The sequence below is a fragment of the Kitasatospora sp. NPDC041917 genome, from assembly GCF_055589745.1.
Genome location: NZ_JBVJBI010000021.1, coordinates 85,677 through 100,919, shown reverse-complemented (window position 1 = coordinate 100,919; position 15,243 = coordinate 85,677). Strand labels below are relative to the sequence as shown.

General features: G+C 74.6%; 10 protein-coding genes. 4 read left to right on the top strand and 6 right to left on the bottom strand.

Annotation, left to right across the window (positions count from 1 at the left end):
• Nucleotides 1–34: 34 nt before the first annotated feature.
• The 5 genes from egtC to ACZ6EM_RS24715 form a co-directional block, all read right to left on the bottom strand.
• Nucleotides 35–784 carry an ergothioneine biosynthesis protein EgtC gene (gene egtC, locus ACZ6EM_RS24735; RefSeq protein WP_465773248.1) on the bottom strand — a complete coding sequence of 250 codons (750 nt, stop codon included), beginning with the start codon at nt 782–784 and terminating at the stop codon, nt 35–37.
• Complete coding sequence (gene egtB, locus ACZ6EM_RS24730; RefSeq protein ID WP_465773247.1) at nt 784–2,217, bottom strand: ergothioneine biosynthesis protein EgtB; 1,434 nt, start codon at nt 2,215–2,217, stop codon at nt 784–786. Before egtB ends, egtC begins: the two co-directional genes overlap by 1 nt.
• Entirely contained in the window at nt 2,214–3,596 is a 1,383-nt protein-coding gene (gene egtA / locus ACZ6EM_RS24725; RefSeq protein WP_401044465.1) for an ergothioneine biosynthesis glutamate--cysteine ligase EgtA, read from the bottom strand. The genes egtB and egtA overlap by 4 nt, the downstream gene beginning before the upstream one ends.
• A 189-nt stretch (nt 3,597–3,785) precedes the next feature.
• A complete protein-coding gene (locus ACZ6EM_RS24720; protein ID WP_465773246.1) occupies nt 3,786–4,997 on the bottom strand; it encodes an aminotransferase class I/II-fold pyridoxal phosphate-dependent enzyme in 1,212 nt (403 codons plus the stop codon).
• Entirely contained in the window at nt 4,994–5,512 is a 519-nt protein-coding gene (locus ACZ6EM_RS24715; protein ID WP_401044469.1) for an SRPBCC family protein, read from the bottom strand. The genes ACZ6EM_RS24720 and ACZ6EM_RS24715 overlap by 4 nt, the downstream gene beginning before the upstream one ends.
• Nucleotides 5,513–5,760: 248 nt before the next feature.
• Here ACZ6EM_RS24715 and ACZ6EM_RS24710 point away from each other — a divergent pair, with 248 nt between their 5' ends.
• The 3 genes from ACZ6EM_RS24710 (at nt 5,761) to ACZ6EM_RS24700 (ending at nt 12,642) form a co-directional block, all read left to right on the top strand.
• Nucleotides 5,761–6,567: an SAM-dependent methyltransferase gene (locus tag ACZ6EM_RS24710; RefSeq protein ID WP_401044471.1), complete on the top strand. Its 807-nt coding sequence runs from the start codon at nt 5,761–5,763 to the stop codon at nt 6,565–6,567.
• A 169-nt stretch (nt 6,568–6,736) separates the two neighbouring features.
• Entirely contained in the window at nt 6,737–8,854 is a 2,118-nt protein-coding gene (locus ACZ6EM_RS24705; protein ID WP_401044474.1) for a putative bifunctional diguanylate cyclase/phosphodiesterase, read from the top strand.
• Between the two features lie 443 nt (nt 8,855–9,297).
• Entirely contained in the window at nt 9,298–12,642 is a 3,345-nt protein-coding gene (locus ACZ6EM_RS24700; protein WP_465773245.1) for a protein kinase domain-containing protein, read from the top strand.
• A 149-nt stretch (nt 12,643–12,791) separates the two neighbouring features.
• Here the strand turns inward: ACZ6EM_RS24700 and ACZ6EM_RS24695 are convergent, their stop codons facing one another.
• Nucleotides 12,792–13,421: a GTP cyclohydrolase II gene (locus ACZ6EM_RS24695; protein ID WP_387727691.1), complete on the bottom strand. Its 630-nt coding sequence runs from the start codon at nt 13,419–13,421 to the stop codon at nt 12,792–12,794.
• Between the two features lie 385 nt (nt 13,422–13,806).
• Here ACZ6EM_RS24695 and gdhA point away from each other — a divergent pair, with 385 nt between their 5' ends.
• On the top strand, nt 13,807–15,201 hold the full coding sequence (gene gdhA, locus ACZ6EM_RS24690; RefSeq protein ID WP_380635281.1) for an NADP-specific glutamate dehydrogenase: 1,395 nt from the start codon (nt 13,807–13,809) through the stop codon (nt 15,199–15,201).
• The last annotated feature ends 42 nt before the right edge of the window (nt 15,202–15,243 follow it).

Sequence of the window (15,243 nt, the reverse complement as noted above, 5' to 3'; positions counted from 1 at the left end):
TTCCTCTGTTCAGAAGATGAAGGGAGAGTGGGGGTCAGTCGCGGCCGGGGAGGCGGTTCACGGCGATGCCGCGCGCGTCCACCAGCAGCAGCGAGCCGTCCGGGACGGGCGTCCAGCCGGGCGCGTCGTCGTACGGCTCGGAAGCCACCACCGTGCCGAGGCCCGGCAGCGTGCGGTGGTACAGGGTGTCGCCCCAGGTGGTCGCGGCGATCGCGGTGCCGTCGGTGAGCAGCAGGTTGAGCCGGCCGGTGGTGTGCGCGGCGACGTCCGCCACCGTGCCCGCCAGCGCCTCACCGAGCCCCGCGCCGGCCCGCAGCCGGTGCAGGGCGAGCGCCCACAACAGCGCCGAGTCGGTGCGCGCCTGCAGGTCCAGCAGCTCGGCCGGGGGCAACAGGGCGGCCAGGGCGTCCAGCTTGCCGGGCCAGCCGGCCACCGCGCCGTTGTGGCTGAACAGCCAGCGCTCGGCGGCGAACGGCGCGGCCGCGCCCTCGCCCGGTGCGCAGCCCTCGGTGGCGGAGCGGACGGCGGCCAGCAGCGCCCGGGTGCGGACCACCCGGGCGAGGTCGGCGAAGGTCTCGTCCGCCCAGATCGGACCGGTCCGGCGGTAGCGGGCGGGTACTTCGTCGCCGTCCGCGTACCAGCCGAGGCCGAAGCCGTCCGCGTTGACCGTGCCGTACTGCTGGACCCGGGGGGCCCAGGACTGCCGGTACAGGCCGTACGGCGGGTGCACCAGAAGTTCCCTAGGGGTCAACGGCTTGCCCAGATAGGCGATGTGACGGCACATCAGGCCGACTCCAGGTCGCGCGCGGTGCGGAACCCGGCGAAGATCTGCCGCCGGATCGGGTAGTCCCAGTTGCGGAAGGTGCCCCGGCAGGCCACCGACGCCACCGCGAAGCAGCCGCCGCGCAGCACCTTGTACTCGGGGCCGAAGAACACCTCCGAGTACTCCCGGTACGGCCAGGCCAGGAACCCCGGGTAGGAGCGGAAGTCGCTGGCCGTCCACTCCCACACGTCGCCGATCAACTGGCGTACCCCGTACGGGGACTGCCCCTTCGGGTAGCTGCCCGCACCGGCCGGGCGCAGATGGCGCTGGCCGAGGTTGGCGTGCTCCGGGCCGGGCGGCCCGTCGCCCCAGGGGTAGCGGCGGGAGCGGCCGGTGGCCGGATCGTGCCGGGCCGCCTTCTCCCACTCGGCCTCGGTCGGCAGCCGTCGTCCGGCCCACCGGGCGTACGCGTCCGCCTCGTACCAACTGACGTGCAGGACCGGCTCGTCCGGCTCGACCGGCGCGACCGCGCCGAAGCGCCGGCGCAGCCACTGGCCGTCCAGGTGGCGCCAGAAGAGCGGGGCGGTCAGGTCGGCGCGCCGGCGGTGCTCCCAGCCCTCCGGCGTCCACCAACGCGGGTCGTCGTAGCCGCCGTCCGCGATGAACCGCTGGTAGGCCGCGTTGGTGACCGGGGTGGTGTCCAGCAGGAAGGCCGGCAGGTCGACGGTGTGCGCCGGGCGCTCGTTGTCCAGCGCCCACGGCTCGGTGTCCGTTCCCATGGTGAACGGCCCTGCGGGGATGAGGACTTCCGCGGGCAGGGTGGCCGCGTCGGCGGGCGCGGGCGGCGGTGGGGGAGCGGCCAGGGCCGGCTCGCCGGTGCGCAGCTGGTGGGTGATCAGCATGGTCTCGTCGTGCTGCTGCTCGTGCTGGGCGATCATCCCGAACGCGAACCCGGCCTCCAGCAGCGGCGCGCCCTCCAGCGGGCTGGCGGCCAGCAGGTCCAGCACCCGGCCGCGCACCTCGTGGGCGTAGGCGCGGGCCTCGGCCGGCGGCAGCAACGGCAGGGCGGGGCGCTCGGCGCGGGGGTGCTGGAAGGCGTCGTAGAGCGGATCGATCTCCGGGTGCATCGGGTCGCGGCCGCCGACGTTGCGCAGCAGCCAGAGCTCCTCCTGGTTGCCGATGTGCGCGAGGTCCCAGACCAGCGGGGACATCAGCGGGGAGTGCTGGGCGGTGAGATCGCTGTCCTCGACGCAGTCGGTCAGGGCGGCGGTGCGGGCGCGGGCGGCCAGCAGCTCGGTGGCGATGCTCTCGCGCAGTGCCTCGGTACCGGCGGTACCGGCGGTGCCGAGGTCGTCGAGGCCGTCGGTGGTGCCGGTGCTGCCGGTTCCAGCTGTGGCGTCGGTGCGGTCCGTGCTGCCTGCCCCGGCATCCCCGTGGGGTCGGACGTCGGTCATGATGCGGCCTCCTCCGGGGGAGTGCGTCGGGTGCCGGAGCGCAGGGCGTCCAGCTGGTCGTCGGCCGGGCAGCGGCCGCGCGCGGGGTAGCGCTCGGCGAACTCGGCGACGGTGGTGCGCAGCCGCCCGGCACCGGGCAGGCGGCCCAGTGCGGCGTCGGCGGCGGCGAAGCAGGCGAGGGCGGCGCGGCGCAGCTCGGGGTCGGCCGTCGCCAGGGTGGCGGCGCGGCGCCAGACCCCGCTGCGCGGCGGTCGCGGACCGTCCGCCCCCTCCCGCCGGTCGATGACGTCCAGCGGCTCCAGCGCGGCCAGTGCGGCATCGGCGGCCAGCGCGTCCTCCAGCAGTGCGGTGACCAGCGCGGTGACCACCACCCAGCCGTCCCCGGGCTGGGCGTCGATCATCCGCAGCTCCAGGTGGCCACGCGGGCGCACCGGCGGGAAGAGGGTGGTGCGGTGGTAGTCCAAGTCGTCGAGGGTGGGCGGGCGTTCGCCCGCGCCGCGGATCCAGTCGCGGAACGTCAGACCGGCCGGGGCCGTCCAGGGCAGGCCCTCGGGCCGTCGCACGCACAACACCCGGGCGTCCAGCACGTACTGCGCCCACGCCTCGCGCGGATCGCCGTGGTCCGGCTCGGGGGCCAGCGTGCGGGTCGGGTCCATCCGGGACCAGACGGTCTGCCGGGTGGACCGGTGACCGGTCGGACTGCCGTCCAGGATCGGCGAGTTGGCGAAGGCGGCGACCAGCACCGGGCCCAGCAGATGGGCCAGTCGCCAGCGGCGCTCCACCGCGTGCGGACCGTCCGTGTCGCCGGCGTCCAGGCACACCTGCACCGATGCGGTACCGGTCATCATGATTCGGCCCCAGGGCCCCGCGGAGTCGAAGAAGCGCTCCATCGCGAGGTAGCGGGGGTGGTCCAGCACCATCGGTCGGGGACGGGCCAGCGGGTCCGTTCCGGTGCCGGTGAGTCGAAGGCCCTGCGCCGCGAAGGCGGCCCGCAGGGCGGTCAGATCACGTCGGGTGTCCTCGACGCAGGCCAGGAGGCCGGTGGCGGGCGGGGAGCTGAGCTCGACCTGTCCGCCGGGTTCGAGCGTGAGGCGCGAACCGGAGGGGAGGGAGTCGCCGTCCGGGCCGCCGAGGGGCAGCGAATCCAGTGCGGCGTGGAGCAGTTCCGGCCGTACGGGCCGGGTGGGACATTGATCGTCATGGACGAACCACTCGACCTCCACCCCCACGAGGCGGGGCGGTCCGATCTTGAAGCAGACGCCCGACACGTGGCTGCGCGCCCCCGATTCGGTCAACGGGGTCACCCCCGACGGGGGGAGTGGCGTGCTCTGCCGTTCGGGCGGAGTGGTGCGGGATACCGGTATCACCGGACTCACCATCCTCGGGATCACGATTGCGGCCCGGTCTACCCTGCCCAGTCTGCTACGGAGCATGCGGGGGCGCCCCGCAAAATTCGCGTGAACGTTCTTTTTTGCAGGTCAGGGGCGTGGCGAACGGGTGAGGGCGGGATTTTCCGGCCGACCGGCGGGCGGGGCCCGGGCCCGATCCGGCCGGGGCATGTGCCGGGGTCACAGGCGCTCCAGCCGCTCCAGGACGGTCATCAGGACCGGCCCCGGCAGGGCGTAGTTCAGCCGCAGCGAACCCCGGCCGCCGGAGCCGAACTCGGCGCCGTCGGAGGCCTCCAGGCCGCAGCGCTCCAGCAGGGCCCGGCGGGCGTCGGCGGGCGGCAGGCCGAGCGCGGCGGCGTCCAGCCAGAGCAGGTAGGAGGCGTGCGGGGCGGAGCGGACGGCGGGTCCGAGCCGGTCGGTCAGCCGGGTGCGGGCGGCGGCCAGGTGGGCGAGCAGCGCGTCCAGCCAGGGGCCGCCCTCGCGCAGTGCCGCCTGCTGCACGGTCTGCTCCAGCAGGCCGCCCTCCCAGAGGCCGTAGCCGGCCAGCGCCTCGGCGAACCGGGCGCGCAGCCCGGCATCGGGGACGAGGGCGAAACCGCTGGGGATGCCGGAGCAGTTGAAGGTCTTGCCGACGGAGTTGAGGGTGACGACGTGGCGCAGGTGCGCCGGGTCGGCGGTGGCGACGGCGACGGGGTGGGCGCGGCCGGGATGGGTGAGGTCGCCGTGCACCTCGTCCGAGACCAGCAGCGCGCCGCTCTCGGCCGCCCACGCGGCGAGACCGCGCACCGCGTCGAGGGGCCACACGGTGCCGGAGGGGTTGTGCGGGTTGCTCAGCAGCACGGCGCCGGCGGGTCGGGGGAGCGGGCCGTGCGGGAGCCGGTAGCCGTCCGGGCCCAGGTGCAGCGGCAGCGCGTGGTGCGGGAGGCCGGCCGCGCGGCAGAGCTGGGCGAAACCGCCCCACTCGGGGGTGGGGAAGAGGACGGGGGCCTGCGGCCGTACGGTCTCCAGCAGGACGCGCAGCGCGGTGCGCGGGCCGCAGGGCAGCAGCAGGACCCAGTCCGGGTCCACCGCGGCGCCGTGCCGGGCGCGGTACCAGTCGGCCACCAGGGTGCGGCCGGCCGGGTCGCACACCGTGTAGCCGTACGCGCGGTGGCGGGCGCGCCGCTCCAGCGCCTCGGCGACGGCGGGCGGGCCGGGCAGGTCCATGTCGGCGAGGCTCATCGGGATCACCCCGGGGGCGTCCGCGCGGGCCCACTTGCTGCTGCCGGTGCCGGTCCGGTCGAAGGGGGCGTCGAACCCGAAGTCGGGGGCGGGGGCGGAGCCGGGGGCGCCGCGAACAGATGACAGATTTCGAAATCTGTCATCTGTTCGCTGAAAGCTGTCGTCCGTCATCTGTTCGCCGTCACCCGCCGCTCGTCGTCCGTCGTCCGTCGTCCGCCGCCCGCCAGATGGGCAGCGAGCCCCCGCCGCCCCCGGCGCATCATCACCGCGTGGTTGGCCCGGAACAGCGGGTGCAGCGGCAGGGCGAGCCGGCGCAGCAAGGGCTTGCCGGGCCGGGTGTCCTCCTCGAACAGCACCCGGCTGCCCGCGCTGCCCTGGCTGCCCGCGCCGCCGGCGGAGTCCGGCGTCACCGTGAACCGCGTCCACCCGGTCAGGTCGCCCCGCATGATCACCTCCAGTACCCCGGCGGCCGGGTCGCGCCGGCTCGCCACCAGGCCGATCACCAGCCGGTACGGCAGCAGCGCGCGCACCACCACGTCCCCGCGGTCCTCGCCGGTCGGCCGGACCTCGCGGATCTCCGGCCACCACAGCGGGTAGCTCCGCACGTCCTCCAGTGCCGCGTACACGGCGGGCGCCGGAGCCGCGAGCCGCCAGACGCCCCGGAATCGGTAGTGGTTGGGGTCCACCACCCCACCCTAGTGCGGCCCGGCCGGCCCGAGGGGCGAACGCCGGTGGACCGTCGTCGAGTTGGTCCCCGGTGCGGACCCGCGCCGGAGGGCGGGCGTTCCGGAGGTGTCCGTCCTTCGGGAAGGGCGCATTCCGCTTGCACCCGTTCGGGGTGCGGGGGAGGATCTTGTGTGCTTGTAGTCTCAACAGTCACAGCAGCATCCCCAGGGTGCTGCCACCCCAGAACCGGAGTGAAGGAGTCACAGGCATGCGGCGACCGAGCTGGGTACCGGAGGGTACGGACCTGGACAAACCGAACGCCGCGCGGGTCTACGACTACTACCTCGGGGGCTCCCACAACTTCGAGGTCGACCGGGAGATGGCCCGCAAGGCGATGGCCCTGTGGCCGGAGCTGCCGCAGATCATGCGCTCCAACCGCGCCTTCCTGCGCCGCGCCGTGACCTTCCTCGCCGAGCAGGGCGTCAGCCGCTTCCTGGACATCGGCTCCGGCATCCCGACCTTCAGCGCGGTGCACGAGATCGCCCGCGAGATCCGCCCCGGGGCGAAGGTCGTCTACGTGGACCGCGACCCGGTCGCCGTCGCGCACAGCCGTCTGCTGCTGGAGGACGACCGGGACAGCGCCGTCGTCCAGGCCGACCTGCGCGACGTGGCCGACCTGCTGGCCCGCCCCGAGGTCGGCGAGCTGCTGGCGGCCGGCGAGCCGGTGGCCGTGCTGCTGGTCGCCGTCGCCCACTTCGTCAGCGACGAGGAGGACCCGTGGAAGCTGATCGGCGTGATCCGCGACGCCCTCCCGCCCGGCAGCGCGCTGGTGCTCTCGCACGCCTCCCTGGAGGGCCGCCCGGACCAGGCGGAGGACCACCAGAAGCTGTACCGGATGACGCCGACCCCGCTGACCATGCGCACCCACGAGCAGATCACCGCGATGTTCTCCGGCTTCGAGCTGGTCGAGCCGGGCGTGGTCTACCTGCCGCAGTGGCGCCCGGACCAGCCCGGTACGGTCGGTGAGCACCCCGAGCGGATGACCGGGGTGGCGGGCGTGGGGTTCCGCCCTTGATCGGACGCGACGGACGAGGCACCGACGGCCGTGCGCCCCGCGCGGCGGCCGCCGGAAGCGCGGTGCCGGGCCCGGGCGGCAGCACGACCCGGGGCAACGGGAGCGGCCGAGCGGCCGTCGCCGGGCCCGCCGCAACCGGCGCGCACAGCAGAGGAACCAGGTTCAGCAGATGAGTACCACCCCGGTGCGCGGCAACGCGGAGCGCTTCCACGAGGACTGGGCCCGGCTGCTCTCCGCCGACCACGGCATCGCCGTCCACCCCGGCCTGCTCGGCCGGCTGGTCGCGCGCACCGCCGCGCTGCTGCACCGCGCCCAGGAGGGCGACCCGTTCGAGCCGCGGCTGGCCGCGCAGGCCGGCGCCGAACTGGTCGACGCGCACTTCACCGACCCGGTGCTGCTGGCCCGGGCGGTCGAGCTGCTCCAGGCGCAGCCCGTCCACGACGACCGCGGCCCGGCCCTGACCGGCGCCTTCGCGGCCGGCTGGGCGGGCGCCCTGCGCGAGCGCACGCTGATCGAGCAGGAGGCGATCCGCACCGCCGCCGACGCCGCCCGCAAGGAGGCCGAGCGGGCGCTGCGCGCGTCCGAGGCCCGGTTCCGGGCGCTGTTCGAGAGCGCCGCGATCGGCATCGGCATCGGCGACACCGACGGCAACATCATGGCGGTCAACAAGGCCCTCCAGGACCTGTTCGGCGCGGGCCCGGAGGACATGATCGGGCGCCGGGTCGGCGACCTCGTGCACCCCGAGGACACCCCGGGCGTGTGGGAGGCGTACGAGGAGCTGATCAGCGGAAAGCGGGACTACTTCCAGTTCGACAAGCCGTACTACCGCCAGGACGGCGAGGTGATCTGGACCCACCTGACCGTCTCGCTGATCCGCGACGACGACGGCATCCCGCAGTACCAGGTCGCGATGCTGGAGGACGTCACCGACCGCTACCGGCTCCAGGAGCGGCTGCGCCACCAGGCCACCCACGACCCGCTGACCGGCCTGCCCAACCGCGCGGCCTTCTTCGAGCGGCTGGAGAAGCTGTTCGAGGAGCCCGAGCCGGGTGCCCGCTTCGGCCTCTGCTACGTCGACCTCGACGGTTTCAAGGTGGTCAACGACAGCCTCGGCCACGACATGGGCGACCAGCTGCTGGCCGCCGTCGGTGCCCGGCTGAAGGCCGCCCTCAGTCCGCTGGGCCACCTGGTCGCCCGGCTCGGCGGCGACGAGTTCGTCGTCCTGCTGGAGCGCTGCCGGGGCGAGCAGGAGGCGGTGGCCGCCGCGAAGACCGTGCTCAAGGCGCTCGCCGGGCCGGTGCTGATCGGCGACCACAAGCTCGCCGTCGGTGCCAGCGTCGGCGTGCTGGAGCGGCGGGTGTCCACCACCACCCCGGGCGCGGCCGTCCGCGCCGCCGACCTCACGCTGTACCGTGCCAAGGAGGCCGGCCGCGGCCGCTGGACGCTGTTCGATCCCAAGGAGAACGCCCGCGCGGTCAGCCGCTACGCGGTGTCGGTGCGGATGCCCGCAGCCCTCGACCGCGGCGAGTTCTTCATCGACTACCAGCCGCTCTACCGCCTCGCGGACGGCCGGCTGGCCGCCGTGGAGGCGCTGGTGCGCTGGCGCCACCCGCAGCTCGGCGTGCTCGGCCCGGACGAGTTCGTCACCACCGCCGAGGAGACCGGGCTGATCATGCCGCTCGGCCGCTGGGTGCTGGAGCAGGCCTGCGGCCAGGCCGCGAACTGGATCAAGCGGTACGGCGACGCCGCTCCGCAGCTGAACGTCAACCTGGCGGTCCGGCAGGCCCGCAGCGCCGCCCTGGTCACCGACCTCGGCCGGATCCTCGACGGCACCGGACTGGACCCGGCCCGGCTGCAGCTGGAGATCACCGAGTCGACCGTGGTCGGGCCCGAGGACGAGGCGCTGCGCACCCTGCACGGGCTGGTCGACCTCGGGGTGTCGCTGGCCGTGGACGACTTCGGCACCGGCTGGTCCAACCTCGCCTACCTGCGCGACCTGCCGGTCTCCGGGCTGAAGATCGCCGGTTCCTTCGTCGGCGACCTGCACGAACCGGGGAAGGACGAGTCCACCGGGTGGCGGATCGTCAGCGGACTGGTGTCGATGGCGCACGCGCTCGGGCTGAACGTCACCGCCGAGGGCGTGGAGACCCACCGGGACGCGGAGCGGCTGCGGACCATGGGCTGCGACTGGGCGCAGGGGTGGCACTTCGGGCGCCCGGTGCGGCCCGACGAGATCGCCCGGCGGATCGTGGAGGAGCCGACGGGGCGCCCGGTCGGGGAGCACTGAGGGCCGACGGCGCCCGGTTCCGCGTCGCGGGAGGCGCTTGCGTACCGGTCCTGCGACGGGTCGGTCCTGATCCGGAAAAGCGCCCGACACCCGCGCCCGCCGTGCGGGATGATGACGCGTCACAATCCACCCCGGCACCGGTGCGCCCGCGGTCACGACCCCGCGCCGGTCCGGGCTGCGGGGGAGGGAAACGTCGCATGGGCACGACGGAGGACGCGGATCCGGCCGAGGGCGAACGGCGCGGGCCGAGGCCCCGGTCGGCCGCCGGAGCCGAGCCGGGGAATCCGCCGGGGAGCAGGGTGGAGCGGTGGTCGCGGGGGCGTTGGCGGGGCTCCGAAGCCGCCTCTGACCGGCCCTCCCGGCTCGGGTCGGTGCCGCCCGGGTCGGCGCCTTCAGGGTCGGCGCCTTCAGGGTCGGTGCCTTCAGGGTCGGTGCCGCCCGGGGTGGATCCGCCGACCCGGGTGGACCCGCGCGCCGCGACCCGTCGGGCGCCCGCCGTCCCGCCGCGCTTCGACCCGGAGGCGGCGACGCGTCGGACGTCCCGCGCCGAGCCGCGGTTCGACCCGGAGGCGGCCACCCGCCGCAGGCCGGACGCCGGGCGGGGGTCCGATCCGGACGCGCTGACGGAGGTCCGGCCGGGGAGGCCGGGGCATCCGACGTACCCGGGACATTCGGGCGGCGCCGACCCGGAGGCGGTCACCGAGGTCGTCCGGCCCAGGTCCGGGGCGGGAGGCGGAGGCGGCTCGCCGTCCTGGCAGGACGGCATCGGGCCCGGCGGTCCCGCTCCGGCCGGAGGCCCCGGCGGACGCCCGGGCTCCGACGGCCCGTTCGAGGGCGCCTTCCCGGACGCCCTGCGCGGCCGCTTCATCCCGCTGGGCCGGGCCGGGGCCGGTTCCGAGGGCACCGTCTGGTACGTCCGGCGCACCGACGGAGGCGGTGACGCGGCCGTCAAGGTGGCCGTCGCCGGCCACCCGATGGACCACGACCTGCTCGCCCACCTGCGCAACGACGGCTTCCGCCGGCACGTCCCGCACCTGATCGACTTCGGCCGGGTCGGCCACCACGGCGCCCAGGTGGACTGGGTGGCCATGGAGTACCTGCCGGTCACCCTCGCCGCGCACGTCGCCGGGCTGTGGCGGGAGGGCGGTCACGGCGACCGGCGGACCGCCGAGCAGATCGTCTACGAGCTCGTCGCCCTGCTCGACTTCTGGCAGCAGCGGATCAAGCGCAACCCGCTGGACTTCAAGCCCGCCAACATCCTGGTGCGCCCCGGCAGCGGGTCCGGGGAGTTCGTGATCGCCGACTTCGGCGGCGTCGACCGGCTCACCGACAGCCGCCGGTTCACCTCCGCGATGATGGTCACCGTCGCCTACATGGCCCCCGAGCAGCTGGCCGGCAAGAACCACCAGGCCGGGCCCTGGTGGGGGCTCGGCAACGTGCTGTACGAGCTGTTCGTCGGCCGCCCGCGCTTCATCGGCGCGGACGGCGAGCGCCCGGCCGACCAGGAGCTGGAACTGGAACTGGTCATGGGTGAGGAGGTGGACCTCTCAGCCGTCCGCGACCCGCGCCAACTGCTGCTCCTCCAGGGGCTGTTCACCAAGAAGCCGGAGGACCGCTGGACCGCGCCGCAGGTCCGCGGCTGGCTGGCCGGCGGCACCCCCGAGGTGATCCGCCGCCGGCCGCAGGCGCAGGCCCGGGCGCACCGGCCGGTCACCTTCCTCGGCAACCCGTTCACCGACCCGGTCCGGCTCACCGAGGCGCTGCTCAAGAACTCCGGCGCGGCGGCCCGCTGGCTCTCCACCGGGGGAGCGGAACGGGTGCGCGACTGGCTGCGGGACGAGGTCGAGGACACCGTCTTCGACCTGCACTACCTCTCCGACGTGGCCCGGGCGCCCGGCTCCCGGCGCGAGTCCGTGGCGGCGGTCGCGGTGCTCGCCCTGGGCGCCGCCTTCGCCCCGGGCACCGTCCCGCACTACCGCGACCGCCCGATCGACACCACCGGCCTGGAACGCGTCGTCACCGAACCGGACGGCGCCGAGTTCATCGACGAACTGGTCCGGGGCGGGGCGCCGACCGTGGTCGCCCGCTACGACTGCTTCCACCCCGAATGCGCGGGCGAGCACTGCTCCCGGCTGCTCGCGCTGGCCGGACTGCCGGAAGTGCTGGCCGAGGTGGACCGGCTGGCGCGCACCGTCGGCGGCGGCCGGCGCGGCGGCGACGGGCTCAGCCCCGAGGAACGCGAAGAGGCGCACCGGCAGGCGGTCTGGCTGAGCATCCGGCCCGAGGAGCGCGCACGGCTGCTCGGCCGGCTCTCGCCGCTGCCCGCCGCCCTGCACCGGCTGCCGCTGCCCGAGCGGGTGTCCGAGCTCGCGGCCGTGGTGGCCGCCACGGTGGTGGACGGCGCGCTGGCGGTGGACGCGGGCGCCCGCACCGCCGCACGGGCGGCGGCCCGCAGGCCGGCGCCGGACCCGGCGGCGGCCACCGCCCGGGACGTGGTGCGGCGCCGCTGGTCCGCGCTGCGGCGCCGGGCGGTGGGCGCCGACCCGGCGCAGCCGGGCGGGCGGGCGGCCCTGATCGCGGCGGAGGCACTGCGGCGGCGCGGCCGGGGACGGTCCGAGCAGCGCGAGCGGCCCGAGCCGGAGGCCGGGGTACGACAGGAAGGGCGGGTGGCCCGGCTGTGGCACAACCGGCGCCGGCGGCCCCCGGTGGACCGGCGGGCCCGACTGGCGGCCTGGTGGCCCTACGCCCGCGCCGCGCTGCCGCGCCGCGCCGGGGCGGTCCTGCTGCTGCTCCTCGCCTTCGGACTGCTGCTGTGGGCGGGAGCGGTGCTCCGTTACCCGGTCGAGGCGGGCGACAAGCTCGACCTCTCGCCCGCGGGCGCCTTCGGCGGACACCTGCGCAACGCCGGCGACCACGCGGCCCGGCAGGTGGTCGGACAGCTCGGTGCGGGGCTCGTGGCGGCCGCCGTGATCGCCTTCTTCCCCGCCCGGGTGGGCATCGGCACGGCGCTGCTGACCGGGGCCGGGGCCCTCGCCATCGGCTACCTGCGGCTCGGGCCGCCGATGACCGCGCCGGCGACGCCGCAGTCGGTGGCCGACCGGGTGGTCGTGTTCGAGGGCGGGATGGGGAGCTGGGCCGGCATCGCGGCGGTGGTGGCGATCGTGGTCTCGCTCGTCCTGGTGGAACGGGCCTCCAACCGGCTGCTGAAGCCCGCCCAGGAGGCACGCACCCAGGTCCTGGCGGCCTGGCGGCGGCTGGACGGGCGGAGCGCGGAGCAATCGCCCGGGGCCGCCGGCGGCGAACGGGTGTGGAGCGCGCCGTCCGGGCGGTGGCGGACGGGCGGCGCGGGGACCCGCGACCGGGTGCGGTTCGCGCTCGGGACGACGGCGGTGCTGGTGCTGCTGCTGTGGGGGGCGGTCGAGGTCAGGCTCGCGGCCACCGGGGTGCACCGGACGCCCGGCTCCTGGGGGACGGGACAGAGCGGCGCGGCCTACCAGGCCGGGTTCGTCCTGCTGCTGGCAGTGGTGTCGCTGGTGAGCGCCCTCGGGACTCCGGCCACCGCCCGGGGGCTGTTCGCGCTCTGGGTCCCGGCCACCCTGTTCCTGGGGGCCTGGCCCGGGCCGCTGGGACCGGTCGAGGCACTGCGGATACCGGTGTTCGAGGGGCTGTTCAGGTCGATCGCCGGGCTGTGGGGGCACGGGGCCTTCTGGGCCGCCCTGCTGGTGATGCTGCCACTGGCGGCGTACGGGGGGCTGCGGACGGTCCGGGGACGGGCGGGGCGCAGCTGAGGGGCGACGACTGACAGCTGGCAGCGGACAGATGACAGATGACGAGTGACGGATGACAGCTGACAGATTTCGAAATCTGTCAGCTGTCATCCGTCATCTGTTCCGTGTTCCCTGTTCCCTGTTCGCTGCGGCCCGTTCTCTGCCGGCGCTCAGCCGACCAGTCGGGAGAGCTCGATCGAGTGTCCCGTCCGCTCCACCTTCGCTCGCAGGTAGCGGACGTTGCTCGCCGACAGGTGCACGCCCGTCGGCACCCGGTGCCGCACGACGATCCCCAGCTCGGCCAGCTGCGCCGCCTTGTCCGGGTTGTTGCTCAGCAGGTCGATGCCCGTGGCGCCGAGCGCGGCGAGCATCTGGGCGGCCGCGGTGTAGTCCCGGCCGTCCTCGGGCAGGCCGAGGGCGGTGTTGGCGTCGTACGTGTCCAGGCCGGAGTCCTGGAGGGCGTACGCGTCCAGCTTGTTGTAGAGCCCGATGCCGCGGCCCTCCTGCCGCAGGTAGAGCAGGTACCCGCCGGCCTCGCTGATCCGCTCCACCGACTCGCGCAGCTGCGGCCCGCAGTCGCAGCGGTCGGAGCCGAAGACGTCGCCGGTCAGGCACTCGGAGTGAAGCCGCACCAGCGGCGTCCCGCCCTCGGGGACCGTGCCGAGCGCGAGCGCCAGGTGCTCGGCACCGTCGGCGAGGCCGTGGAAGGTGAAGGTCTCCGCCTCGGCGCGGTAGCCGTCGGGGAAGGTCAGCGGGATGCGCACACGCGAGCGCACCGTGGCGGAGCCGGGCTGCGGCATGGGTGGGCCTCCGTGGATCGGGGGTGGACCGGGACGAATCCGGGGTGGACCGGGACGAATCCGGGGTGGACCGGGACGAATCCGGGGTGGACCGGGACGAACCGGGTGGGTTCGACCGGTCCGGACGGATCGCGGTGGATCGGAGGTCGACCGTACTAGGTAGTTCCAATTTGAACAACTACCGGGCCGATGGGGCGGGGATCGACCGCGGAGGCGCACAACACCCCACCGGTCCCGACTGTTCCCACCAGGCCTTCCAGCATGTGGATGGTGCGGGACCCGCGGTGTGGACACTGCGAGACTTGCCGCGTTTCCTGGGCACGTCCCTCAGGCCCGCCGGGACACCGCGCACGTCCATCGACGACCACGGAAGGGTCCTGACCAGATGCCGCTGACCCCCGCCACCCCCCACTCCTCCCTCGACTCCTCCCTCGACGCCGAGCGGCGCGCGATAGAGGCGCTGTACGCGGACGTGGTCCGCCGCAACCGGGGCGAGGACGAGTTCCACCAGGCCGTCCACGAGGTGCTGGAGACCCTCGCGCCGGTGCTCGCCCACCGCCCCGAGCTCCTCGACGCCCGGATCATCGAGCGGATCTGCGAGCCCGAGCGGCAGCTGATGTTCCGGGTGCCGTGGACGGACGACTCCGGTGACATCCACGTCAACCGCGGCTTCCGGGTGGAGTTCAGCAGCGCCCTCGGGCCGTACAAGGGTGGGCTGCGCTTCCACCCCTCGGTGAACCTCGGGATCGTCAAGTTCCTGGGCTTCGAGCAGATCTTCAAGAACGCGCTCACCGGTCTGCCCATCGGCGGGGGCAAGGGCGGCTCCGACTTCGACCCCAAGGGCCGGTCGGATGCCGAGATCATGCGGTTCTGCCAGTCCTTCATGACCGAGCTCTACCGCCACCTCGGCGAGTACACCGACGTGCCGGCCGGGGACATCGGCGTCGGCGGCCGGGAGATCGGCTACCTCTTCGGCCAGTACAAGCGGATCACCAACCGGTACGAGAGTGGCGTGCTCACCGGAAAGGGCCTCGGCTGGGGCGGCGCGCAGGTCCGTACCGAAGCCACCGGCTACGGCTGCGTCATGTTCACCTCCGAGATGCTGCACAGCCGCGGCGAGAGCCTGGACGGGCGCCGGGTGGTCGTCTCAGGGGCCGGCAACGTCGCGGTCTACGCGATCGAGAAGGCCCAGCAGCTCGGCGCGACCGTGCTCACCTGCTCCGACTCCTCCGGTTACGTGGTGGACGAGAAGGGCATCGACCTCGACCTGCTCAAGGAGGTCAAGGAGGTCCGGCGCGGGCGGGTCTCCGACTACGCCCGACTGCGCGGTGGCCACGTCCGGTTCGTCGAGGGCCCGGGCGTGTGGAGCGTCCCCTGCGACGTCGCGCTGCCCTGCGCCACCCAGAACGAGCTGGCGGAGGCCGACGCGCTGGCCCTGGTGCGCAACGGGGTGCTGGCCGTCGCCGAGGGCGCGAACATGCCCACCACCCCGGAGGCGGTGCGGGTGTTCCAGGAGGCCGGGGTGGCCTTCGGCCCGGGCAAGGCGGCGAACGCCGGCGGCGTCGCGACCAGCGCCCTGGAGATGCAGCAGAACGCCTCGCGCGACTCCTGGACCTTCGAGCACACCGAGGAGCGGCTGGCCGGGATCATGAAGCACGTCCACGACTCCTGCTTCACCACCGCCGAGCGCTACGGCCACCCGGGCAACTACGTGGTCGGTGCGAACATCGCCGGCTTCGAGCTGGTCGCCGACGCGATGCTGGCCCAGGGCCTGATCTGAGCCGCTGACGCGAGGCCCGCTGGCGCAAGGCAGCTGCCTCGG

Coding starts and splice junctions, on each gene's coding strand:
- egtC (WP_465773248.1), bottom strand. CDS start 784: ATGTGCCGTCACATCGCCTATCTGGGCAAGCCGTTGACCCCTAGGGAA.
- egtB (WP_465773247.1), bottom strand. CDS start 2,217: ATGACCGACGTCCGACCCCACGGGGATGCCGGGGCAGGCAGCACGGAC.
- egtA (WP_401044465.1), bottom strand. CDS start 3,596: ATGGTGAGTCCGGTGATACCGGTATCCCGCACCACTCCGCCCGAACGG.
- ACZ6EM_RS24720 (WP_465773246.1), bottom strand. CDS start 4,997: ATGACGGACGACAGCTTTCAGCGAACAGATGACAGATTTCGAAATCTG.
- ACZ6EM_RS24710 (WP_401044471.1), top strand. CDS start 5,761: ATGCGGCGACCGAGCTGGGTACCGGAGGGTACGGACCTGGACAAACCG.
- ACZ6EM_RS24705 (WP_401044474.1), top strand. CDS start 6,737: ATGAGTACCACCCCGGTGCGCGGCAACGCGGAGCGCTTCCACGAGGAC.
- ACZ6EM_RS24695 (WP_387727691.1), bottom strand. CDS start 13,421: ATGCCGCAGCCCGGCTCCGCCACGGTGCGCTCGCGTGTGCGCATCCCG.
- gdhA (WP_380635281.1), top strand. CDS start 13,807: ATGCCGCTGACCCCCGCCACCCCCCACTCCTCCCTCGACTCCTCCCTC.